The sequence below is a fragment of the Devosia marina genome (assembly GCF_009758415.1).
Lineage (GTDB): Bacteria > Pseudomonadota > Alphaproteobacteria > Rhizobiales > Devosiaceae > Devosia > Devosia marina.
In genome coordinates, this window is record NZ_WQRF01000003.1 from 346,263 (window position 1) to 369,053 (window position 22,791).

At 62.6% G+C, this 22,791-nt stretch carries 23 protein-coding genes and 1 tRNA gene; 18 read left to right on the top strand and 6 right to left on the bottom strand.

Going from position 1 to position 22,791, the window contains the following annotated elements; all coding sequences use genetic code 11:
• Positions 1-116 precede the first annotated feature (116 nt).
• The 6 genes from GO014_RS12660 to GO014_RS12685 all read left to right on the top strand — a co-directional run bounded on the left by GO014_RS12660 (position 117) and on the right by GO014_RS12685 (position 3,539).
• Complete coding sequence (locus GO014_RS12660; RefSeq protein WP_157290696.1) at positions 117-470, top strand: ArsR/SmtB family transcription factor; 354 nt, start codon at positions 117-119, stop codon at positions 468-470.
• On the top strand, positions 467-1,003 hold the full coding sequence (locus GO014_RS12665; protein ID WP_157290697.1) for an arsenate reductase ArsC: 537 nt from the start codon (positions 467-469) through the stop codon (positions 1,001-1,003). Before GO014_RS12660 ends, GO014_RS12665 begins: the two co-directional genes overlap by 4 nt.
• A complete protein-coding gene (locus GO014_RS12670) occupies positions 996-1,667 on the top strand; it encodes an aquaporin (protein WP_157290699.1) in 672 nt (223 codons plus the stop codon). The genes GO014_RS12665 and GO014_RS12670 overlap by 8 nt, the downstream gene beginning before the upstream one ends.
• Positions 1,664-2,083, top strand: coding sequence for an arsenate reductase (glutaredoxin) (gene arsC, locus GO014_RS12675; RefSeq protein ID WP_157290701.1), 420 nt, complete (start codon positions 1,664-1,666; stop codon positions 2,081-2,083). The genes GO014_RS12670 and arsC overlap by 4 nt, the downstream gene beginning before the upstream one ends.
• Positions 2,084-2,151: 68 nt before the next feature.
• Complete coding sequence (locus GO014_RS12680; protein ID WP_343030939.1) at positions 2,152-2,478, top strand: ArsR/SmtB family transcription factor; 327 nt, start codon at positions 2,152-2,154, stop codon at positions 2,476-2,478.
• A gap of 116 nt (positions 2,479-2,594) precedes the next feature.
• Positions 2,595-3,539, top strand: a complete 945-nt coding sequence (locus tag GO014_RS12685) for a cation diffusion facilitator family transporter (protein WP_343030940.1) — start codon at positions 2,595-2,597, stop codon at positions 3,537-3,539.
• Here the strand turns inward: GO014_RS12685 and GO014_RS12690 are convergent.
• On the bottom strand, positions 3,533-4,279 hold the full coding sequence (locus GO014_RS12690; protein ID WP_157290705.1) for an SDR family NAD(P)-dependent oxidoreductase: 747 nt from the start codon (positions 4,277-4,279) through the stop codon (positions 3,533-3,535). The two genes, GO014_RS12685 and GO014_RS12690, sit on opposite strands and share 7 nt — an antisense overlap.
• Complete coding sequence (locus GO014_RS12695) at positions 4,276-5,496, bottom strand: TIGR03862 family flavoprotein (protein WP_157290706.1); 1,221 nt, start codon at positions 5,494-5,496, stop codon at positions 4,276-4,278. Before GO014_RS12695 ends, GO014_RS12690 begins: the two co-directional genes overlap by 4 nt.
• Positions 5,497-5,629: 133 nt before the next feature.
• Here GO014_RS12695 and GO014_RS12700 point away from each other — a divergent pair, with 133 nt between their 5' ends.
• The 10 genes from GO014_RS12700 to GO014_RS12745 all read left to right on the top strand — a co-directional run bounded on the left by GO014_RS12700 (position 5,630) and on the right by GO014_RS12745 (position 16,824).
• Complete coding sequence (locus GO014_RS12700; protein ID WP_157290709.1) at positions 5,630-6,679, top strand: HD domain-containing phosphohydrolase; 1,050 nt, start codon at positions 5,630-5,632, stop codon at positions 6,677-6,679.
• Positions 6,680-7,147: 468 nt separating this feature from the next.
• Positions 7,148-7,477 (top strand): STAS domain-containing protein, encoded by a 330-nt coding sequence (locus GO014_RS12705; RefSeq protein ID WP_157290711.1) that lies wholly within the window; start codon positions 7,148-7,150, stop codon positions 7,475-7,477.
• Between the two features lie 3 nt (positions 7,478-7,480).
• A complete protein-coding gene (locus tag GO014_RS12710; protein WP_157290713.1) occupies positions 7,481-7,849 on the top strand; it encodes a response regulator in 369 nt (122 codons plus the stop codon).
• Entirely contained in the window at positions 7,846-9,912 is a 2,067-nt protein-coding gene (locus GO014_RS12715) for a chemotaxis protein CheA (protein ID WP_157290715.1), read from the top strand. The genes GO014_RS12710 and GO014_RS12715 overlap by 4 nt, the downstream gene beginning before the upstream one ends.
• Complete coding sequence (locus GO014_RS12720) at positions 9,909-10,439, top strand: chemotaxis protein CheW (protein ID WP_246204600.1); 531 nt, start codon at positions 9,909-9,911, stop codon at positions 10,437-10,439. The genes GO014_RS12715 and GO014_RS12720 overlap by 4 nt, the downstream gene beginning before the upstream one ends.
• Entirely contained in the window at positions 10,436-12,535 is a 2,100-nt protein-coding gene (locus GO014_RS12725) for a methyl-accepting chemotaxis protein (protein WP_157290717.1), read from the top strand. The genes GO014_RS12720 and GO014_RS12725 overlap by 4 nt, the downstream gene beginning before the upstream one ends.
• A 14-nt stretch (positions 12,536-12,549) precedes the next feature.
• Positions 12,550-13,014, top strand: a complete 465-nt coding sequence (locus GO014_RS12730) for a chemotaxis protein CheW (protein WP_116590057.1) — start codon at positions 12,550-12,552, stop codon at positions 13,012-13,014.
• 56 nt (positions 13,015-13,070) lie between these two features.
• Positions 13,071-13,934, top strand: a complete 864-nt coding sequence (locus GO014_RS12735) for a CheR family methyltransferase (RefSeq protein WP_246204601.1) — start codon at positions 13,071-13,073, stop codon at positions 13,932-13,934.
• A 14-nt stretch (positions 13,935-13,948) separates the two neighbouring features.
• Positions 13,949-15,085: a protein-glutamate methylesterase/protein-glutamine glutaminase gene (locus GO014_RS12740; RefSeq protein ID WP_157290718.1), complete on the top strand. Its 1,137-nt coding sequence runs from the start codon at positions 13,949-13,951 to the stop codon at positions 15,083-15,085.
• Positions 15,082-16,824: a hypothetical protein gene (locus tag GO014_RS12745; RefSeq protein ID WP_157290720.1), complete on the top strand. Its 1,743-nt coding sequence runs from the start codon at positions 15,082-15,084 to the stop codon at positions 16,822-16,824. Before GO014_RS12740 ends, GO014_RS12745 begins: the two co-directional genes overlap by 4 nt.
• A gap of 70 nt (positions 16,825-16,894) precedes the next feature.
• Here the strand turns inward: GO014_RS12745 and GO014_RS12750 are convergent, their stop codons facing one another.
• The 3 genes from GO014_RS12750 to GO014_RS12760 form a co-directional block, all read right to left on the bottom strand.
• Complete coding sequence (locus GO014_RS12750) at positions 16,895-18,205, bottom strand: lipopolysaccharide biosynthesis protein (protein WP_179952968.1); 1,311 nt, start codon at positions 18,203-18,205, stop codon at positions 16,895-16,897.
• Positions 18,198-19,361, bottom strand: a complete 1,164-nt coding sequence (locus tag GO014_RS12755) for a GNAT family N-acetyltransferase (protein ID WP_157290724.1) — start codon at positions 19,359-19,361, stop codon at positions 18,198-18,200. Before GO014_RS12755 ends, GO014_RS12750 begins: the two co-directional genes overlap by 8 nt.
• Before the next feature lie 212 nt (positions 19,362-19,573).
• A tRNA-Met gene (locus tag GO014_RS12760) sits at positions 19,574-19,650 on the bottom strand.
• Between the two features lie 234 nt (positions 19,651-19,884).
• On the opposite strand from GO014_RS12760, the gene GO014_RS12765 reads away from it, so the two are divergent.
• Entirely contained in the window at positions 19,885-20,835 is a 951-nt protein-coding gene (locus GO014_RS12765) for a ring-cleaving dioxygenase (protein WP_157290726.1), read from the top strand.
• Between the two features lie 436 nt (positions 20,836-21,271).
• A complete protein-coding gene (locus GO014_RS12770; RefSeq protein WP_157290727.1) occupies positions 21,272-21,460 on the top strand; it encodes a hypothetical protein in 189 nt (62 codons plus the stop codon).
• 42 nt (positions 21,461-21,502) lie between these two features.
• Here GO014_RS12770 and mnmA read toward each other — a convergent pair whose 3' ends face one another.
• The gene (gene mnmA / locus GO014_RS12775) at positions 21,503-22,654 is read right to left on the bottom strand and encodes a tRNA 2-thiouridine(34) synthase MnmA (protein WP_179952969.1); all 1,152 of its coding nucleotides are present in this window, start codon (positions 22,652-22,654) and stop codon (positions 21,503-21,505) included.
• Positions 22,655-22,791: the final 137 nt, after the last annotated feature.

A 22,791-nucleotide genomic window follows, 5' to 3' on the forward strand; every position in this document is an offset into this window, starting at 1 on the left:
AGCCGGTCGCGGCACCCTCATTTCCTCCCCATGGTGGGGAGGGATCAAGCGTGGGGGTAGCGCCATACCTCTCCACCGTCTTGCAATCGTCACAATATATCGATAAATCCAGATATATGGATGATACATCAATCATTGACGCGCTCTCCGCGCTGGCCCAGCCCACCAGGCTGTCCGCCTTTCGCTTGGTGGTCGAGCACGAACCCCATGGCCTGCCGGCCGGCGAAATCGCCCGGAAACTCGACGTGCCGCAAAACACCATGTCGACCCATCTGGCCCAATTGAGCCGCGCCGGCCTGCTGGTGGCCGAAAAGCAGGGCCGCACCATCACCTACCGCGCCCAGATCGACCATATGCGCGCGGTCATGGGCTATCTGGTCAATGATTGCTGTGGTGGCCGCCCGGAACTGTGCGCGCCGCTGATCGAGGACATCACCCCCTGTTGTGCGCCCGAGGAGGTTCGCCAATGACCAACGCCGCATCCGACCGCGTCTATAATGTGCTGTTTTTGTGCACCGGCAATTCCGCCCGCTCCATTCTGGGCGAAGCGCTGATGAACGCCGTGCCCGGCGGCAAGTTTCGCGCTTATTCAGCCGGCAGCCAGCCCAAGGGCGAAGTCCATCCTCTGGCCTTGCACACGCTCAAGGAAATGGACCTGCCCACCGAAGGCTATCGCTCCAAGTCCTGGGACGAATTCGCTACCCCCGAAGCACCCAAGCTCGATTTCGTCTTCACCGTCTGCGACAACGCGGCGGGCGAGGCCTGCCCCTTCTGGCCCGGCCAACCCATGACCGCCCATTGGGGCGTCGAGGATCCGGCCGCCGTCGAAGGCAGTGAGATCGACAAGGTCAGCGCCTTCCGCAATGCGGCCAACTATCTGCGCCGTCGCATCGAAGTTTTTGCCGCCCTGCCGCTGGCCACCATCGACAAGATGTCGCTCCAGGCCAAGCTCAAGGATATCGGCAAGCTCGACGGCGCTACGGACAAGGCAAGCAATGACTGATCGCCTGCGCAGCCTCGCTGCCGAGTCGCTGGGCACCGGCATTCTGGTCGCCACCGTGGTCGGCTCGGGCATCATGGCGCAACGCCTGACTGACGACATTGCCCTTGCCCTGCTCGGCAACACCATCGCCACCGGGGCCATTCTGGTGGTGCTGATCGGTGTGCTCGGCCCGATCTCGGGCGCACATTTCAACCCGGCGGTAACCCTGGTCATGGCGCTGCGGCGGCAATTGAGCGCAGCAGATGCCGGGCTTTATGTCCTCGCACAGATCTGCGGCGCCATGCTGGGCACGCTGCTGGCGCATCTGATGTTCGACCTGCCACTGGTTTCGGCCTATGCTGACCCGCGCAATGGTCCCAGCCAATGGCTGAGCGAGGCGGTGGCGACATTCGGGCTTGTGCTGACCATTCTGGTCTCGCTCAGATACGCGCCCGAGCACATTGCCTTGCGCGTCGGGCTCTATATCACTGCCGCATACTGGTTCACCGCCTCGACCTCGTATGCAAACCCCGCCGTCACCATCGGCCGGGCGCTGACCGCCAGCTTTGCCGGCATCGGCCCGGCCGACGTGCCCGGTTTCATCATCGCCCAAATCCTGGGCGGTCTTCTGGCCTTGGCCCTGTCCGCCTGGCTGCTGCGCACGCAAACGGAGCGATCCACATGAGCGTCACCATCTATCACAACCCCGATTGCGGCACCTCGCGCAACACCCTGGCCATGATCCGCGGCGCCGGCATCGAGCTACAAGTGATCCTCTATCTCGAAACCCCACCCAGCCGCGACCGCCTGCTCGAACTGATCGAGCGCGCCGACCTCAAAGTGCGCGATGCCATTCGCGTCAAGGACACCCCCTATTTTGAGCTTGGCCTCGACAATGAGGCTCTGTCCAATGAAGAGCTGATCGAGGCCATGCTGGCCAACCCGATCCTGATCAATCGCCCCTTTGTCGAGACCGAGCATGGCGTGCGCCTCTGCCGCCCCTCCGAAGTCGTGCTCGACATCCTGCCCGAGGCGCTCGGCATTCCCTTCACCAAGGAAGATGGCGGCGTGGTCATCGACGCGGATGGCCAGCGCGTGTGAAGCCTACCAGACTGGTCAGCCAGGCCGAAGCACCCTAACTATTGGCCATTGAGCCAATGGGAAGCGCCGTGCCCCTGCCAGAAGACCACCACCTGACCGTCATCGCGGAAACCTACCGCCTGCTCGGCGACCCCACGCGGCTCAAGGTCGTCCTCACCTGTCTTGAAGGCCCCATCGCCGTTGGCGAAATCGCCGCCGCCATCGGCGCCAGCCAGTCCCTTGTCAGCCACCATTTGCGGCTTCTGCGCGCCGCCCGCCTGGTGCGCGGCACCCGCCGCAACAAACAGGTTCTCTACGAAGCTGCCGACGCTCACATTGCCCGCATGTTGGCCGATATGATCGACCATGCCATGGAAGATCATGATCCTTCCGACGAAGCCGAAATCCGCGGCTGAGTGCCTGCCCTAAACCGCCGGAACCTCCACTTTCGCGCCTCGTTGGCAGAGAGGAGCATCTTGACATAACAATATATGAATGTATGTTCATATGTATGTCAAACGGAGAGACCCGGGTGCCTGAACATCAGCATAGCCATGACCACAGCGAACATGGCCACAGCCACGCGCCCACAGTGAGTGCAGGCAATGAGCGTGCCGTGCTGATTGGCCTGTGCCTCACCGGCAGCTTCATGGTGGCCGAGGTGATCGGCGGCTATCTCTCCGGCTCGCTGGCGCTGATTGCGGATGCCGGCCACATGCTGACCGACACTGTGGCACTATTCCTGGCCTGGCTCGGCTTCCGGCTCGGCCGCCGCCCTGCCGACATCCGCCGCAGCTTTGGCTATTCGCGGCTGGAAGTGCTGGCAGGCCTGATCAATGCGCTTTCGCTGTTCGCGCTGGTCGGCTGGATTGCCTATGAGGCCGTGCAACGCTTTCTTGCGCCCGAAGAGGTGCTGGCCGGTCCAATGTTCGTCGTCGCCGTGCTCGGGCTCATCGTCAATCTGGTCGTCTTCCGCATTCTCTCCGGCGCCGATGCCGATCACGTCAACATCAAGGGCGCCTTGCTCCATGTGCTGGGCGATCTGCTCGGCTCGGTCGGCGCCATTGCCGCGGCGGTGATCATCTGGCTGACCGGCTGGATGCCGATCGACCCGATCCTGTCCCTCCTGGTAAGCCTCCTCATTCTCAGAAGCGCCTGGGCGCTGCTCACCCGCACCTTCAACATTCTCATGGAAGGCGCGCCCGACGGTATCGACATCAAAGAGCTGCAATCAGATCTGCGCAGCGCCGTGCCGGGACTGGCCGATGTCGGGCACCTTCATGTCTGGTCGCTGTCCTCGGGCCAGACCATGGCAACGCTGGACATTGCCCTGGCCCCCGGCGCCGATCCAGCAGTGGTCAGCAGGGAAGTGAAGGCACGCCTGGCGCAGCAGCACGATATCGGCCACGCTACCGTCGAAATCAACTGGAGTGGCGATGGCGTGGACTGCCCTGCCGCTACCGCCCAGCATCAATAGGTGGCGCGTCCGCCCGAAAGGTCGAAGACGCTGGCGGTGGTAAAGCTGTTTTCGCGGCTCACCAGCCAGGCCACCATGGACGCGGCCTCTTCCACCTCCAGGAATCGCCCGCGCGGAATGCGCGACAGCATATAGGTGATGAACTCCTCGGTCAGGCTCTCGAGAATGCGGGTCTTGGCCGTCGCCGGGGTGATGGCGTTGACCGCGATATCGAAGCTGGCCAGTTCCTTGCCCAACGATTTTGTCAGGCCGATGACGCCCGCCTTGGCGGCCGAATAGGCCGAGGCGGTCGGATTGCCTTCCTTGCCGGCAATCGAGGCAATATTGACGATGCGCCCGTAATTGCGGGCCTTCATTCCCGGCACCACGACGCGATTGACGTAGAAGGTGCCATTGAGGTTGATCTCGATAACCCGCCGCCACTCGGCCGGATCATATGCATCCAGGGTCGCATTGTTTCCTGCGATCCCCGCCGAATGCACCAGGACCGAGATCGGTCCGAGGTCCGACTCCGTCCTCGCATGGGCGCGTTCAATGGCTTGGAGATCGGTGACATCGACGCTCTGCTGCGCCGCACCGGAACCCAGAGCCGCCACCGCCTTGTCGAGCATGTCACTATCCTTGTCCCAAAGGCTCACTCTGGCGCCCGACGCCAGCAGCCGATGGGCAATGGCAAAGCCGAGCCCCTGCGCCCCGCCCGTGACCACCGCCACCTGCCCCTCAAGATCGATTGTGTTCATCGGTTTTCCTCTCCCATCGCGTATTCAACCGCCGCCTGCCCCGCTGCCCGCCCGGTGGCGAAACACGCCGTCAGCAGATAGCCGCCCGTCGGCGCTTCCCAATCGAGCATTTCACCGGCCACGAAAATGCCGGGCATGGCCTTGAGCATAAAGCGCTCATCCATGCCGTCCCAGCCAATGCCACCGGCCACCGAAATCGCCTCGGCGATTGGCCGGGGCCGCTTCACATTGAGCGGCACCGACTTGATGGCCGCCGCCAGCGTATCGGGCGTCCGGGTTGCGAGGTCCGGAACACATTCGCGCAACAGACCCAGCTTGACCCCATCCAGCCCGGCGCCCTTGCGCAGCCTGTTGGAAAGACTGGCCTTGCCCGGCTGCCGGGCAAGATCATGCGCCAGGCGTTCAACCGTGCGGCCGGGAGCCAGATCCAGTTCGAGTTGTGCCGCGCCCTCTCTGTCAAGCGCATCGCGCAAGGCAGCAGAATGGGCATAGACGAGGCTGCCTTCAATGCCCCAGTGCGAAAGGACAAATTCGCCCGCAATTCCACCGGCCGCGCTGCGGGCCACAACCGCCTTGATCGGTTGGCCGGCAAAGCGCTCGCTCATCACCGGAGACCAATCCACCTCGAAGCCGCAATTGGCCGGGCGAAATGCGGACACCGCCACACCGCGCTGCTTCAATATGGGCACCCATGCCGCATCCGAACCCAGCCGGGGCCAGCTTGCGCCGCCCAGTGCCAGGACGGTGGCGTCAAAATTCTCCACCACCTGGCCCGTTGGCGTATCGAAGGTCAGTCCAGTCGAAGCGCACCCGGTCCAGCGGTGCCGGGTACGGATCTCGACCCCCTGCGCGCCGAGGCGCGTGAGCCAGGCGCGCAACAGTGGCGACGCCTTCATGGTCTTGGGAAACACCCGCCCCGAAGAGCCGACGAAGGTCTCGACACCCAGTGCCGCGCACCAGTCGCGCAACTGGGGCGCTGAAAAGACATCGAGCGCGGCCTGCAATTGGGCCTGCGCCGTGCCAAAGCGCGCGTCGAACGCGGCCTTGTCCTCGGCATGGGTGATGTTAAGGCCCGACTTGCCGGCCATCAGCAATTTCCGTCCGACCGTCGGCATGGCCTCAAACACCACGACGCGCACGCCCTGCTTCGCTGCCTGCTCGGCCGCCATCAGCCCGGCCGGTCCGGCCCCAATCACAGCGATCTGCCTCGTCACCATATCCGCCCGCCTGAATGCGTCAGTACACTGCTAACCAATAGTGCAAGCCATTGCCACGACCCGATTCCTGTTAAGCTTCACCTAATTGTGCTTCTCATATGGTTGGTGCAATTCGGGCGGGGGCCGCAAGACAATGCGTTTGCTGATCGTCGATGATAGCCGCTCCAGCCTCGCGCTGATCGGCAGCATCGTCAAAGAAGCTGTGATGGGCGAGATTGAGCTATGCCTCAATCCACTCGAAGCGCTGGACATCTGCCAGTCCTACCAGTTCGACCTCATCATCGTCGACCACATCATGCCTGAAATGGACGGTGTTGCCTTCACCGCCGCGCTACGCTCGCAGCCGTCCTATCGCATCGTTCCCATCATCATGGTGACCTCCGACCTCGACAAGACCGTGCGCATCGAGGCCATCAAGGCGGGGGCCACGGACTTCCTGCACAAGCCCTTCGACCCGATCGAACTGCAGGCACGCGTCTCCAACCTGCTGGCCCTGCGCCAGGCTCAGGTCGAACTGGCCGACCGCGCCCAGTGGCTAACCCGCGAAGTGGAGCGGGCAACCGCCCATCTGCTGGCACGCGAAGAAGAGATCATTTACCGGCTGGCGCGGGCTATCGAATATCGCGACGGCGGCACCGGCGAGCATGTCTCGCGTGTGGCGCTGATCAGTCAGATGATCGGCGAAGGTATCGGCCTGTCACCCGAGCGCTGCCGCATGATCTATCTCTCCGCGCCCTTGCACGATGTCGGCAAGATCGGCATCGCCGACGCCATCCTCTCCAAGCCGGGCCGGCTGACCGACGCGGAAATGGCCATCATGCGCGAGCATGTCACTATCGGCGCACGCATTCTGGAACGCGGCGGGTCCGAGCTGATCCGTACCGCCGAACTGATTGCGCAGAGCCACCACGAGAAATGGGACGGCACCGGGTATCCCGACCGCCTTTCAGGCACCGACATCCCAATCGAAGCGCGCATCGTGGCCATTGCCGATGTCTTTGACGCGCTGTGCTCCGAGCGCCCTTACAAATCCGCCTGGCCCATCGACAAGGCCTATGCCGAAATCGTCCGTTGCAGCGGCAGCCATTTCGACCCGCAATGCGTCGCCGCCTTCCGCGCCAAATGGCCCGAGATTTGTGCCATCATGCAGCCCAAAGAACCAGCGCACGCTGCTGGTTTCTAAAACCGTCTAGCTGACCTCTATCGGTATATGTGCGCGCGCCTTCATGCGGGCGCGCCGATCTTTCGCAGGCAAATGGCGACAAGCCAAGTGAATCTAAAAGTATAAACCACCGAGTTACTGAAGTTTGACTCAGAATCAAACCGCGATTGATTCAGAGTCAAACTCCGGCGATTCAGCGTGATTCAATGCAAGACAACATATACACATTTATTAAAAACGATACTATCTGAAGTAATATTTGGGAAAAAATCATAAATCTTCAAAAATATCAACTGAGTAACCATCGGTTAAGCCACGGGTGCAAGTATAGTACCAAGCCGGATGGGAATACGGCGGACAGATTGGCAATAGAAACAGCATAGCGAGCACCGCAACCGCATCAGTCCTTTTCGCCTACCGACTTCCCGGCCTCCTTTCGCGGTAGAGAGACAGAATGTCATCCTCAGTATTTTGCGCACGGTCATGCTCATGACCGATGAACGAACACACATGCTCGTCTTGACGGGCGACGCAGGCATCAAAAACGCAACCGAAGTTGCGACGAACCTGCGCCAAGCCATCGAAAACCACCCAGCCGTCGCCATCGACACGCGGGCTTTGTCCGCGGCCGATGTGACGACCGTGCAATCCCTGCTCGCCGCCCGGGTCAGTGCCCGCGCGCAAGGCAAGGAATTGCGTTTGCTCGCGCCCCTGGGGGGGGCGCTGCAGGCCGTGCTGAGTGAAGCCGGCTTTCTAACCCCAGGACAGGAGCACGCCGCTTTCTGGTCCGAACAACCCGACAAGCCAGCAGGACACTGAGCGATGACCAAAACCATTCTGACGATCGACGACAGCGCCTCCATCCGCCAGATGGTGGCCATGACGCTGACCGGTGCGGGGCTGGACGTACTCGAGGCCGGCAATGGCCAGGAGGGGTACGAGGTGGCGACGACCAATACGGTGCACGCCGTCCTGACCGACCTCAACATGCCGGTGCTCAACGGCATCGAATTCATCAAGAAATACCGCCAGCACCCCTCTTCCAAGGGCATTCCGATCATCTTGCTCACCACCGAGTCCGATGACGAGCTCAAGCGCCAGGCCAAGGAAGCCGGCGCCACCGGCTGGATCGTCAAGCCATTCAAGCAGGACCAGTTGCTGGCCATTATCAAGAAGGTCACCGGGGCATGAACATTTCCGACCCGACTGAAACCTTCCGCCAGGAAGCGCGCGAACTGCTCGACGAGCTCGAAGCGGGTCTGCTCGATCTCGAGCAGGACCCATCCAATAGCGATCTCGTCAATTCCACGTTTCGGGCCCTGCACACCATCAAGGGTTCGGGGGCTATGTTCGGCTTCACCGCCGTGGCCGAATTCGTGCACGAGTTCGAAACCGCCTTTGACCAGGTGCGCAAGGGCCAGACCCAGGCCAACGCAGCCCTGATCGGGGTGGCGCTCGACGCCAAGGACCATATTCACCTGCTGATCGAAACGCCCGACGCCAAAATCTCGGGCGGCGATGAAATCCTGGCCAATCTGCGCGCTATTGTGAACGGCGAAACCGGAGCCCCAGGCGCCCCCAAGACCGAGCCAGCACCGGCGCCGGTCCACAAGAAATCCGCAGCACCGGCCCCCGAGGCCGAAACGGCGACCTGGCGGCTGGAATTCTACCTGCCTTCAGACGCGTTGATCTATGGCACCAACCCGGTCTTGCTGCTCGAAGAACTGGCCGAAATCGGACCGGTCACAATCACCGCGCTGACCGACCGGATTCCCGACCTGGCCGTGCTCGACCCGGAGACGCCTCATATCGGCTGGCGCCTCGATATCGAGGCGGAAGACCCCACGGCAGCCATCGACGATGTCTTCCTGTTCCTGCGCGACAATATGGAATTGAGCCTGAACCGGCTGGATACCGCCGATAGGCTTGCCCTGGACGCAGAAACGACTGAAGACCCGGCCCCGGCCGCCAGGGTCGAAGTCCAACCGGCGCCTGTAGCCGCCCCCACCACACCCCAAGCTCCCGCGCCGCGCGCCAAACCGGCGAGCGGGGCCGACACCGCCGACCGGGCCGCAGCCTCCTCCCTGCGGGTCCCGGCCGAGCGGCTGGACGAATTGATGGATCGCGTTGGTGAACTGGTGATTGCCCAGGCCCGCCTGAGCCAGATTGCCGGACTGAGCTCGGACACGGCGCTCAAGACCATTGCCGAAGAACTCGAACGGCTGTCTTCGGGGCTGCGCGACACCACAATGGGCATTCGCATGGTGCCCATCGGCACCCTGTTCGGCCGCTTTCGCCGCCTGATCCATGACCTCTCGAGCGAATTGGGCAAGCCCATCGAGTTCATCACCACCGGCGAAGACACCGAGCTCGACAAGACCATGATCGAGCGTCTGGCCGATCCGCTGGTGCATCTGATCCGAAATTCGATCGATCATGGCCTGGAAAGCGCCGAAAAACGCGCCGCAGCCGGCAAGCCGGCCAAGGGCGTGGTGCGGCTCTCTGCTGTCTATTCAGGTGCCGAAGTTGCCATTTCGGTGACCGATGACGGCGCCGGGCTCGATGCCGTCCGCATCCGCGCCAAGGCAGAAGAAAGCGGTTTGATCACCTCGGACACCAAGCTGACAGACCAGGAACTCTACCACCTGATCTTTGCGCCGGGCTTCTCGACTGCCAAGGAAGTGACGTCCCTCTCGGGCCGCGGCGTCGGCATGGACGTGGTCAAGCGCACCATTGACGGGTTGCGCGGCACCATCGATGTCACCTCCCGCCCCGGCGAAGGCTCGACCATGACCCTGCGGTTGCCCCTGACCTTGGCCATCATCGATGGCATGCTCGTGCGGGTCGGCAATGGCCGCTACACCATTCCGCTGGCTGCCGTCGAAGAATGCGTGGAATTGCCGGAGGGCATCGAAGCCCATGCCAAGGGCCGCAACTTCCTCGATATTCGCGGCGCGCTGGTCCCCTATCTGCGGTTGCGCGAAGTTTTCGGCACCAAGGGCGAGAGCGAACCGCACCAGAAGGTGGTGATCGTCTCGTCTGGAGAAGGTCGCGTAGGATTGGTGGTCGACCAGATCATCGGCAACAACCAGACCGTCATCAAGCAGCTCTCCAAGCTGCACTCGGGCATCAAATCCTTCTCGGGCGCCACCATTCTGGGTGACGGCTCAGTGGCCCTGATCCTGGACACCGCCCATTTGGTGGCCGCCGGCCAGGGCTATGTAGATCGCAATCTCACTGGGAGGGCTGCATGAGCCAGGCCATGAATCTGGTCGAACTGGCCGAGACAGCGCCAGTCGATGCAATGAACGCGCTCACTATCCGCCTCGATGACGAATTGTTTGCCGTCGAGGCCCACCATGTCCGCGAAATTCTCGAACTGGTACCGATCACCGAAGTGCCCAACGCCCCTGAATTTGTGGGCGGGCTGATCAATGTACGCGGCCGGGTTGTGCCGCTGGCCGATCTACGCGTCATGTTCGGCATGAAAAGGGCCGAACCGGACGAGGACACCCGCATCGTCGTCATGGAAGTCGACATGGATGGCGAGCCCGCCATTGTCGGCATCCTGGCCGACAAGGTGCATGACGTCACCGATATCGAGGCCGCTTCCATAGAGGAGGCCCCCAAGGTCGGTATGCGCTGGCGCCCTGAATTCATCAAGGGCATCGGCAAACGCAATGGCGGCTTCATCATCATTCCCAACATGGAACGGATTTTCGAAATCTCGGGGGCAAGAACCGCACCCGTCGCAGCATCAGAAGAAAGGTCTGCATCGTGAGACTGACTATCAAGACAAAACTGGCGGCCGTCTTCGGCGTGGTCGTCGCCCTCTCGGGCGCCAGCATGTTCATGGCTCTGACCAACCTTGGCGAGTTGAACGCCGAGATGGGAGACATCGTGCACGGACCGGTTGAGCGGTCAATGACCCTGAAGGGTATGCAGTACGACATGATGTCGATGGCCAGCGACGCGCAGAGGATGATTGCATCCAATGATCCGGAGGAACTTGCTTCGACGCGCGCGACGATGGATCGGCGGTTGGAAGGTATTGTCGCCACAGCGGAGACCTTACAGGGGTCATTCTCCATCCCTGAGTCGAATGCCGATATGCAGGCAGTCGTCGAAACTCTGGCCGAATACCGCCAAGCGATCACGCGCGTCCAGGAAGAGTCCTTGAAGATCACTGTAGCCACAGCCTTCGGCATCACGACCTCCAAGGGAAGTGCTTCCATTACCGCAGTTGAAGAGTCCCTCGGGGCGCTTCGCAGCAGTCTGGCGAACCGGATGAACCTCGGCGAGCCAGGTGCGACCCAAGCTTATCAAGTCGCAAGCGACCTCTTTCTGCAAGCCAGCGATGTCTTCCGTCAGCATCGCAACATTCTACTGGCCTCGTCAGCCCCTGCGAAGCAGGACGAGTGGTTCAATGACTTCAACGGTGTTGTTGGCGAACTTGAGCCTGGTCTGGAGCGTCTAGCTCGCGTCCTGGGCCCCTCCGATCAGGCGGCAGTGAGTGAAGTACGTGCCGACTTCGCCGCCATGGTAGACGCTATGAACGAAGGCAACGCAGTCGCGATGCAGCGTTCCGACTATGCCTCCGCACATATCAACGCAACCGAGGCAGCGCCACGTCGCCAACAGATCAGTGCGCTAATCGACAACATGATCGCTCGCAATGACGCGTTGCTCGAAAGCCGTGTAGCCGAGGCGAACGCCATGTTTGAACAGAGCCGCTTCTTCCTGATCGGCCTTCTGGTCGGCTCGGCCCTGATCGCTCTGGTCGCCGCCACCTGGATCGTTGTCTCGATCTCCCGGGCTCTCTCCAGCGCGGTGCGTCTGGCCGACGAAGTGGCGGGTGGCAACCTCTCGGCCACTGCCCAGGTGAAATCCGACGACGAAGTGGGTGATCTGATCAAGGCGCTCAACGCCATGACCCAGAAGCTGCGCGAAGTGGTCGGCGAAGTCACTGCCGCCACCCGCAATGTCGCCGCCGGCTCCCAGGAAATGTCGGCCACCGCCGAACAGCTCAGCCAGGGGGCCACCGAACAGGCCTCGTCCACCGAAGAGGCTTCCGCCTCAATGGAAGAAATGGCAGCCACCATCAAGCAGTCGGCCGACAATGCCACCCAGACCGAGAAGATCGCCCGCCAGTCCGCTGCCGACGCGATTGCCTCGGGCGAGGCGGTGAACAACGCGGTCTCGGCCATGCAGACCATTGCCGAAAAGATCATGGTGGTGCAGGAAATCGCCCGCCAGACCGACCTGCTGGCGCTCAACGCGGCAGTGGAAGCGGCCCGCGCCGGTGAACATGGCCGTGGCTTTGCGGTCGTCGCCTCCGAGGTACGCAAGCTTGCCGAGCGCAGCCAGGCAGCGGCGGGCGAAATCTCGACCCTGTCGGGCACTACGGTCAAGGCTGCCCAGTCGGCCGGCGACATGCTCTCCAAGCTGGTCCCGGACATTCAGCGCACCGCAGAGCTGGTGGAAGAAATCTCGGCTGGCTCCAGAGAGCAGAATGCTGGCGCTGCCCAGATCAACACCGCCATCCAGCAGCTCGACAAGGTGACCCAGCAGAACACCTCGGCCGCAGAGGAAATGTCTGCCACCTCCGAAGAACTCGCGAGCCAGGCCGAACAGCTCCAATCCGCCATCAGCTACTTCCGCATCGATGCCTCGTCGATCACGGCCGTGGCCAATGACGGCGCTGGCGAGAAGATCGACCTTAAATCCGCCATCCTGGCCAAGGCTCCGCATATGGCCCCGCGCAAGCTGGCCAAATCCAAGGCCCCTGCCAAGAGCAACGGCGGCGGCTTTGACCTCGATATGGGCGACGCCGGTGACGATCTCGACGGTGACTTCACCCGTCGCGGCGCGGCCTGAGCGGATCGATAGCCATGGCTGAACAAGCCCAATATGTGACCTTGGGCGTCGCGGAGGAAATCTTCGCGGCGCCGGTCGCCAAGGTCCTCGAAATCCTCGACATGCGGCCCATTGCCCGCCTGCCGCGGGCACCGGGCAACCTGCTCGGCATGATCGATGTGCGCGGCCAGGGGGTGCCGGTGCTGGACTTGCGCCTGACCCTGGGCATGGAGCCGGCACCCGATACGGAGAACACCCGCATTGTAGTTCTCGCCATCAACGGCGCGGACGGCAAATTGACCCTGGGTCTGAGGGCCGATCGGGTCTTCGAAGTGACCGTGCTCGATCAGGCAACGCTCGACCCGCCGCCGCCAGTTTCGGCCGGATGGGGCGAACAGGTCATCCAGGGGATCGGCCGGCGCAACGGCGAATTCGTCACCGTGCTCGATCTCGACCGTATGCTGGGCAGTATCCCTCTACCCGCTAGCCGCGCGGCCTGAACTTCACAAGGCCGGCTTTCCTGCCGGCCTTGCCCCGCCTTTTCGGAGTATCGCAATTGGCTGCCCTTGCACACCGCTTGGAAGACGACGACCACCTGTCCGACGCCGATTTCAGCAAGATTTCCAACCTTATCGGCCAACAGGTGGGCATCAAGCTGCCCCCTGGCAAGCGCCTGATGGTCGAGGGGCGCCTGCGCCGCCGTCTGCGCGCGCTCAATCTGGCCAGCTTCTCCGACTATGGCGACTATCTTTTCCGGCGCGACGGGCTGGAGACCGAAATCACCTATCTGATCAATGCGGTTACCACCAACAAGACCGACTTCTTCCGCGAGCCCGAACATTTCGAATTGATGCAGAAGAAGCTGGTTGCCGAGCTGATTGCACAGCGCCGCGACCGCATGCCTCTGCTCAAGGTGTGGAGCGCTGCCAGCTCGACCGGAGCTGAGGCCTACACCGCCGCCATGGTGTTGGCCGACATGGTTTCCCAGCGCCGCGACTTCCGCTTCGCCGTCCTGGGCACCGACATTTCCACCGATGTGCTCGAAACCGGTCGCCGGGCGATCTATCCCGCTGAACAGGTCGTTCCGGTGCCCCCCGGCATGCAGTCGCGCTACCTTATGCAGGCGCGCCGTCCCGGCGCCCGCCCCGAAGTGCGTATCGTTCCCGAGTTGCGGCGGCTGGTACGTTTCGACCAGCTCAACCTGATGAGTGAGAGCTACCCCTATGATCGGGACGTCGACATCATCCTGCTGCGAAATGTGCTGATCTATTTCGAAAAGGCCGACCAGGCGAAGGTCATTTCGCGGCTGATCGGGCATTTGCGCCCCGGCGGTTATCTTCTTCTTGGTCATTCGGAGTCCATGATCGGCACCTCGATCACCATGCGGCAGGTTGCGCCTGCCGTATTCCAGAAGACCTGAGGCGAGACGAAGCGATGAGTGAGAAAATCCGCGTTCTGATCGTTGATGACAGCGCCTCGGTGCGCACCACGCTTTCCGACATCATCTCGGCCGACCCCGACCTTGAGGTCATGGCGACGGCCGCCGACCCCTATGTGGCTGTCGAACGCATCCGCCAGGAAGTGCCTGATGTGATGTTTCTCGATATCGAGTTGCCGCGCATGGACGGGATCACCTTCCTGCGCAAGATCATGTCGCAGCGCCCCATACCCGTGGTGATCTGCTCGAGCTTGGCCCAGGACGGCTCAGACGCCTTCATGCAGGCGCTTGAGGCTGGCGCGATCGACGTGGTGGCAAAGCCCCGCGTGGACACCGCCCAGTTCCTGCAAGAGTCGCGCATGCGCATCTGCGACGCCGCCAAGGCTGCTGCCCATGCCAAGATGCGGGGCCTTGCCAAGGCTTCACCCGTGCTGCGCGCGCCGGCTCCTGACGTCAAGGTCGAGGCCAAACTGACCGCCGACGCCATTATACCCCCGATTTCCGATGCGCGCCGGGAAAGCCTGATGGCTCGGCTCCCCGACACTGAACCAATTGTGGCCATCGGCGCATCCACCGGAGGCACGGAGGCATTGCGCGAAGTGCTTGAGGCGCTACCCGCAGGCGCCCCGCCCATATTGATCGTCCAGCACATGCCGGAAAAATTCACCACCGCCTTTGCCCGGCGACTCGACATGAGCTGTGCGGTCCGGGTCAAGGAAGCCGAAGATGGTGATCTGGTCCAGCCCGGCCAGGTGCTCATCGCACCGGGGAATTTGCACATGCTGCTGGTTCGCAACGGCTCGCGATATACCGTCTCGATCAAGGATGGGCCGCATATTTCGCGCCACCGGCCGTCCGTCGATGTGTTGTTCCGCTCGACCGCACAAGCGGCCGGACGCAACGCCCTGGGCATCATCCTGACCGGCATGGGCGATGACGGGGCGCGCGGCCTGCTCGAAATGCGCCAGATGGGCAGCCCCACCATTGCCCAGGACGAAGCCAGTTGCGTGGTCTTCGGCATGCCCAAGGAAGCCATTGCCCGCGGCGGTGCCGGCCGCACTCTCCCCTTGTCCAAAATGGCTGGCGAAATCATCGCGCATGCGCGCGCCGCCACTTCCGGAGCAAAGACGTGACCTCTTCTGCTGCCCCCCGCGCCATGCGCCGCCTTGCCGACGATCTGGCCCGCCCGCGCCAGGATATTGAAGCGGCTTTCGTTGCCGTTGGCGGCCGGCTCACCAATGGCGCGGCCCTGCTTAACAAGCTTTCCAAACTGTTCGAGGCCCTGCCCCAGACCCTGGGCGGAGAGCAGGTCGAGGAGGCCAGCGGTCATTTGCGCGCCGTGGCTACCCGCGCCGAGCAACTCGCAACCACCTTTGCGCAGGAAAAGTCGGATCTCGCGCGCCTGGCGGAGGTGGTTGCCGCCGCCAATTCGCCGATCTCCGACCTCAAGCGCGCCGTCAAGATGATGGGCATCGTCTCGGTCAATGCGCGCGTCACCGCCGCCGGCATCGTCGGAGACAGCGATGATTTCGAAGTGTTCACCACCGACATCGCCACGCTTTCTGATTCCGCCAGCCGCACCATTCAGGACTTTGCCCAGGTCTATCGCCAGCTCACCGCCGAAGTGGATCGCGCCACCAGCCAGCGCGCCCGGTTCGAGACGGCCCATGCCGATACCCTCGCCCATCTGAGCAGCAGCCTGGGCTCGACCCTGGCCGCGCTTGACCAGCAGCGGGCTGTGGCACTCGAGAGCAGTGCCGAAACCGGCCGCGTCTCGCGCCAGATCGTGGGCCGTATCGGCAGCGCCGTGATGTCGCTGCAGGTGGGCGACGCCACGCGGCAGCGGATCGAGCATGCCGAACTGGCCCTGACCAGTATGGCTGACCTCATTGAAGGACATGCAGCCTTCGATCAGACGCTGCCCGGTGAACAGCATGATACGGCCCTGGCGGCCCTGGCCGCGCTGCAGCACCAGCAAATTGCCGATACCGCCGAGAGTTTTGCCCAGGAGGTCGAGCAGGCCGAGGCCGACCTCTCGGCCCTGGCTGCCGATGCCGGCACTATCATGGCCCGCAGCCGCGATTTTCATGGTGACGAGCGCGGCACCAGCTCCGCCGTCGCCAGCCTCAGCGCTCAGTTGCGCAAGGCCGTGACCATTCTGGCCGACTTCGAGGCCGAACGCGCCAAGCTGGAAATCGTCGCCCACGCCGTGCAGGAAACGGTCAAGACATTGCTTGAGCATGTCGCGGCGGTGCAGGAGATCGAGGCCAATATGCGCCTGGTCAGCCTCAATGCCGCGGTGCGCTGCGCCCAGCTCGGGCCACGCGGCGCCTCACTGACTGTCATCGCCACCCAATTGCGCGAATTGACTAGCGAAACGGTTATCGCCGCCGAAGCGGCCATGGCGCGGCTCGGGGAATCCTCGACGCTGGCCGGCTCCTTCGGTGCCGCCTCGGACCAGGGCAGCGGCCAGATTGGAGAACTCGAAGACCAGGCCAATCTGGCGCTCGACATTCTCTCCACGCTCGATCGCGGCCTCGCTGAAGCTCTGAAACGCCTCAACAGCGATGGCCCCAAGGTGATCAAGCTGCTCGAAGCCGCCGCGGACGGTCTGTCGGGTCAATCGGCGATGGCCGAAACCCTCGACGATATCGCCATCGCCACCGCCGCGCTCAGCACCCAAACACCGCCTGCACAGCTCACCTCCGAACTGTCGGCCATCCTTGCGAGCCTGCGCAAGAGCTATACCATGGAGGCCGAGCGCCAGATTCATGACCGGTTGTTTGCGGCCGCCGGAGGCGCGGCCATTGCCGGGTCAGCGTCCCTGGACGACATCGACACGGACGAAGATCTGGCAGAGTTCATGCTCTGATCGGTTGTTCAGCAAAGGCCCGTCGCCCCGCCCCCTGGGACGGCCAACGATCGGCCGCCCCGCCTTTTGCTCACGGTGCGCGGTGCCTGAGAAATACAGGGATTCTCAATGACAGGACCTTCAGCCCTTCCCGCTGCCACAGCAGAACGGCCAGGGCCACGGTCCGACATGCCATTGCGATGGCGCTGGCGATGGCAGCGCCGAGGGCGCCCTGCTCGGGCACCAGAGCCAACGCCCCCACCACGGTGACCGCAACCACGCCCAGCGCGACCAGCAGGCCCTCGCGCTGCCGTCCGAGCACCACCAGCGCTTCGGCGGACTGACCCGACATGGCCCTTGCGACCATGCCCAGACCCAGCACGACCATGACGGACTGGCCTGCCAGATAGCCGCTGCCGAACGCGGCGAGCAGCCACGGCGCCGCAAGCAGGGTCACGCCAACGGCAGCCAGCGTGGCCCAGAAGGTCAGGCGGGTCGCCTCCAATATACTTGATTGCAGCTCGGTGCGGTTGGACGATGCCAGATCCATGGCAAACCGGTGGCCCGAAACCAGCGTCATGGCGTAGGCAACAAAGCCGGCCAAAGCTAGCGTTCGCGCCGCTGCAAAATAGAGACCGACCACTTCCGGCTCAGACAGTAGGCTCAACACCAAGATGTCGGAATAGCTGGTGAGGTCCTCGAGCCCCGACAGCACGAGGAGCGGCAGCGAAGCTCGCAACCAAAGGCGGCGTTGCTTGTTCGAGGCGCCCCGCGCCCCTCCGGCCAGCCTGTTGATCCGCCTTGTCACAAGTCCAAGCAGCAACAGGGCGATGGTGCCCATGCACCCGATCAGCACGCCGCCGACAATCGGCAGCGTCAGGGTCACGCCCGCCGCTGACAGCCCAAGGCAGCTTCCTCCGATCAGGATCGGCCGCAGGATGTATACCGGCACGGCAGCAAGGCGGAACCAGCCCATGCTGCGCGCGATGCCTTCCAGATAATACTCAAGGCCCAGAACAGGCAGGCCGATGGCGACAAGGACAATGGTCAGCAATGGCCCGTCAAGGCCCGCCCCCAGCCAGATGCCAAAGGCGGTGGCAGCAATCGCCGCCCCGACAATGAGCACGACGGCCAGGCCGAACTGCCAATATCCGAACAGCGCCTGCAAGCGTTGCCGCTGGGTATATCGCGGCAGAAACCGGACCGAAGATTCCGCGAAGCCCATCGCCGCGAAGCTGCCCAGCGAAAGCATCCAGGTCCAGACCGTGACGTAGCCACCATATTCTTCTCCCGGCAGCAGTCGCGCCAGTAGCACCTGCAGCCCGAACACTAGGCCGGCTCCCAGAACGCGGATCAGCAGCGCAATGGCCGCATCGATTGCACTGGTGCGCCCTCTAGACATAGAGCAGCAGACAGGCGGCAGGCTGCAGCCAGGCGCGAATGCGTTCGAACGTGGCGGGCAGGCGCGCATGAACCCGCTTGAGCATGGGGCGGAAATTCCGCAGCCAGACCGTCGCGTAGAACCGCCCCCGCCAGCTCAGGGCTTCGACATGCTGTGCGATCGGAATTTCCGTATTCGTCCAGCTCGCCTTGTATTCCGCCGGATTGATGAGCAGGTCGTAGCGCTGGATGTGATGCTCGATCAGCCACGCCACGGTGTACTCCATTTGCACCTTTCCCGGTGACAAATCGCGCAAGTTCCAGTCAAAGCCTCCCAGATAAGCGTAGTAATGGCCCCGCTGGATAAAGCCCAATTCCATAGCAAGCACGCGACCGCCGCCTCGAAGCACCGAAAGACAGGCTCCGTCGGGTTTCGAGGCATCGCCGTCCAGCGACTGCAGGAAAGCTTCGACGCCGCCCATTGAAAAGCCGGTGCTGAACTTGCCGGTTTCCTTGAGCCAGCGTCGCTTCATTGCGACGCACTGTTCCACCAGCGGCGCGAACTGCTCGTCAGCAGGCCACAGGACTTCAAAATGCAGCTCCCCCAGCCGCGCCAGATGATTGCGCCGCCTGTTGCGGTTGCGCTTCTGCCGCTTGCCAAGCTGGTCGGTATAGTCCTGTACGGAAGAGAAACGGGATAGATCGAGCATCGAAGCCACATTGGCCGCTTGCTCTTGCCCCTCGCCGACCACCAAATCCAGCGCACTGCCACTCAGGACCGCACGGGAGAGCAGGACATCGCATCCCGAGCTCTGCATGGCTGCATTGAGGCATTGCGCCACTTCCGGATCGTTGCGCATTGCCGGGCGGATCAGCAGGCCACAATATTGCGTATGCGGCACGCCCAACGTCTCCAGGAGCTTGAGACCAAGGTTTTCAACGATCATCCGCGGCCACAGGGCCACCAACGCCTCACCCTGCCAGACAGTGACCACATAGGGCGTGCGGCCACCATCCTTGCAGAACCGTGCCACCCAATTGCGGCACCAGTCATAGCTCTGGAAGTATGAGAGGGGATCGCCGCAGGCCGTCTCCAGTTCGGACCAGGCCTGAGCGGTCTGCTCAATCTGTTCCAGGGTGCAGAGCACACGACTTTGAACATGATGTCCGCCAGACAATGTCGTACTCCCTCCGTGGCGCTTGGCCCGCAATAAAACATTGCCCGCCTCAACAGGTCGTTGCCCGGTACGGCAAATAAAGTCTTGCGACAGGAGCCAGAACTCGCCTCAAAGCATCCCAACCCCGTGGCACACAACGACACGAGTTGCCCACGGCGCCTGACAAGCGCTGGCAATCTGAGGTTTCTGATTTCTTTTTCGGTGAGGGATTTTGGTAGCGGAGGAGGGATTTGAACCCCCGACACAAGGATTATGATTCCTCTGCTCTAACCAACTGAGCTACTCCGCCCCAAACAGGCCGCCGGTGGTTGGCCGACGCGCGCCTTACTAAGGTTTGCCGGCTCATCCTGTCAAGCGGTGCCTTCAGCCTGTGTGCGAAAACTGTGTGACACTGTCATTGGCCATCGATTTGTTCGAAGATCGGCATCAGTGCGTTGCGATTGGATTGCTTTTCGCCGGTGAATTCAGGCCCTACATTGCACTCAACACCAGCGTCCCCCGGCGCCCATGAGGAGTATTGGACATGACTCTCGAGCTTGGCGGCATCCATCACCTGACCGCAGTAACGGCCGACGCGCCGAAGAACCTGAAATTCTACACCCGGACCCTGGGCATGCGCCTGATCAAGAAGACGGTGAACCAGGACGATACCTCGGCCTATCACCTGTTCTATGGCGATGGCGTGGCCTCGCCCGGCGCCGACCTGACTTTTTTCGATTTCAACACATTGCGCGAGACGCGTGGCAACCACACAGTGGGCCGCACTGGTCTGCGTGTCGACAGCGCCGAGACCCTGCAATGGTGGAAGGATCACCTGCAGGAGAACAATGTCGGCACCAGCGGCATCAAGGAGCGCTTTGGCCATCTTTCGCTCGATTTCGAGGATTTCGAAGGCCAGCGCTTCCGCCTGGTGGTTGATGACAAGAACAAGGTCGTCCCATGGGCCAAGTCGCCGGTTCCTGCCGACAAACAGATCATTGGCCTCGGGCCGATCACGCTCTCAGTGCCCAAGCTCGAGCCGACCGACGCGATGCTGACCCGGGTGATGAACATGCGCCAGGTCCGCAATTATCCAGCGCGCGAACGCAATGCAGAGGTCTTCGTCTATGAAATGGGTCCGGGTGGACCGGCTGCCGAACTGCATGTTTCGGTCGACCCCAGCCTGCCCCAAGCCCGTCCCGGCGCCGGTGGCGTGCATCATGTCGCCTTCCGCACACCCAATCAGGACACGCTGCGTGAGTGGATCGAGCGGGTGAACAGCTTCGGCATTCGCTCCTCTGGTGAGGTGGAACGCTACTATTTTACCTCGCTCTATTTCCGCGAGCCTAATGGCATTCTGTTCGAACTGGCAACCGACGTTCCCGGCTTCGCCACCGACGAGCCGATGGAAAGCCTTGGCGAAACCCTGAGCCTGCCACCCTTCCTCGAAGACCGGCGCGCCCAGATTGAAGCAGGCTTGAAGCCGCTGGACTGATGCGAGCAGCAGCTTCCCCCTCTCCTGTTAACGGGACAGGGGGAAGCGCAGCATGAGATGGGCGAAAGGTGTAAGCCTGCCCACGCGCCCGATGCTTTAGCGGGCATAACCCCAATGCGACCTTTCGGGCGCCTTCCCCGCTATTTGCAAAGGCGACGAATACGCCCACAGAGCCGGGGGCTGTGGGCCGACAGCTCAGTTACGCGCTTTCTGCGCCCGCATGCGAAGCTTGCCCGGACGGCCAACTCGACCCGGGCAACAATCGCCGCGCGAGAAGCGCCATTCTCCGCGTCTTCACAATCTCAACTGGGGTGCGGCGGTCAGTCCCATCGCTTCTGCATGCACTTGCCGCCGCTCCGGGCTATTCTGGTGCGCAAGGCGACTGGCCTGGTCCGTTGCCTTGGTGCTGCTAAATTTTTTTCTGGAAGGCTCCGCCATGTCGGACGAACCGAAAACCGGCCCCTTCGGGCTCAATCCCACCCGGATCATGATCCTCCTGATGGGCGCGCTCGTGCTGCTGATTTCCATCGGCATGTTCCTGGGTGGCCCAAATTCCTATCAGGCACTCAGGGACGCCTCCAACGCGGCCAAGGAACCGACGGCAGAGCAGTTGAGCGGGGACTAGAAGCCAAGCCCCCCTGTTCTTCTCCCGCTCGGGGAAAAGAAATCAGGCAACCAGCGCCTGCGGCACGGCCTCAGCAATGAAGCCGCCGCCCAGCACTTCGCTCATCGCGCTGTCATCGGCGTAGAACACACAGGCCTGGCCCGGCGAAATACCATATTCGCCACTGACAAGTGTCACATAGACTTCGCCGTCCTGCATCTGGATGACGGCGGGTTGCGGGCCACGGGTCGAGCGTACCTTGACCTCGACCGGCGCCCCATTGCCCGCGCTGACGTCCGCCAATGGCAGGCTGCCGAGCCAGTTCACATCTCGAAGACGGACCGTGTGGGTCTTGAGCGCCTCGCGCGGGCCCACGATCACCCGGCCGCTGCGATGGTCGAGCTTGACCACATAGAGCGGCTCGCCCGCAGCGATGCCCAGACCCTTGCGCTGGCCAATCGTGTAGTGGACGATCCCGTCATGCTCGCCCAGCACCCGGCCATCCATATGGACGATCTCGCCCTTGGCGAGCGCCTCGGGGTGCATCTTGGCGATGATGTCGGCATATTTGCCCTGCGGCACGAAGCAGATGTCCTGGCTGTCATGCTTCTCGGCGATTTCCAGGCCCATTTCGCGCGCATGTTCGCGCACTTCGGCCTTGCCCATGCCACCGAGCGGAAAGCGCAGGAAATCGAGCTGGTCCTGGGTGGTGGCAAACAGGAAATAGGACTGATCGCGGTCATTGTCGCGTGGGCGGAACAGGTGCCGCCTGCCGTCCTCGCCCAGACGCGTCTGCACATAATGGCCGGTCGCCAGCACATCGGCCCCCAGATCCTGCGCCACCGTCATCAGGTCGACGAATTTCACCGACTGGTTGCAGGCAATGCAGGGCACCGGCGTTTCACCCTGCTGATAGGCATTGGCAAAGGGCTCGATGACCGCGTTCTTGAAGCGCTCTTCATAGTCGAGCACATAGTGGGGTATGCCCAGCTTTGCGGCCACGCGGCGCGCATCGTGAATGTCCTGCCCGGCGCAGCAAGCGCCCTTGCGATGAATGGCTTCGCCATGATCGTAAAGCTGCAGGGTCACGCCGACCACTTCATAACCCTCGCGGGCGAGCAGTCCGGCAACAACGGAGGAATCCACGCCGCCGGACATGGCGACGACGACGCGCGTGTCCTCCGGGCGCTTGGCAATATCAAGCGAGTTCAACATCTCTTCTCGTATCCGGTTGGGGTCAAGGGCCAGCGGAAACTGTGAGCGGTTCCATACGCCGAGATGGCCGCTCTGTCCATTGCCGCACCCGGCAGCTTTTGCCGCCTGCCCGGCAAGCTCGACCCGGCCCGCACCTC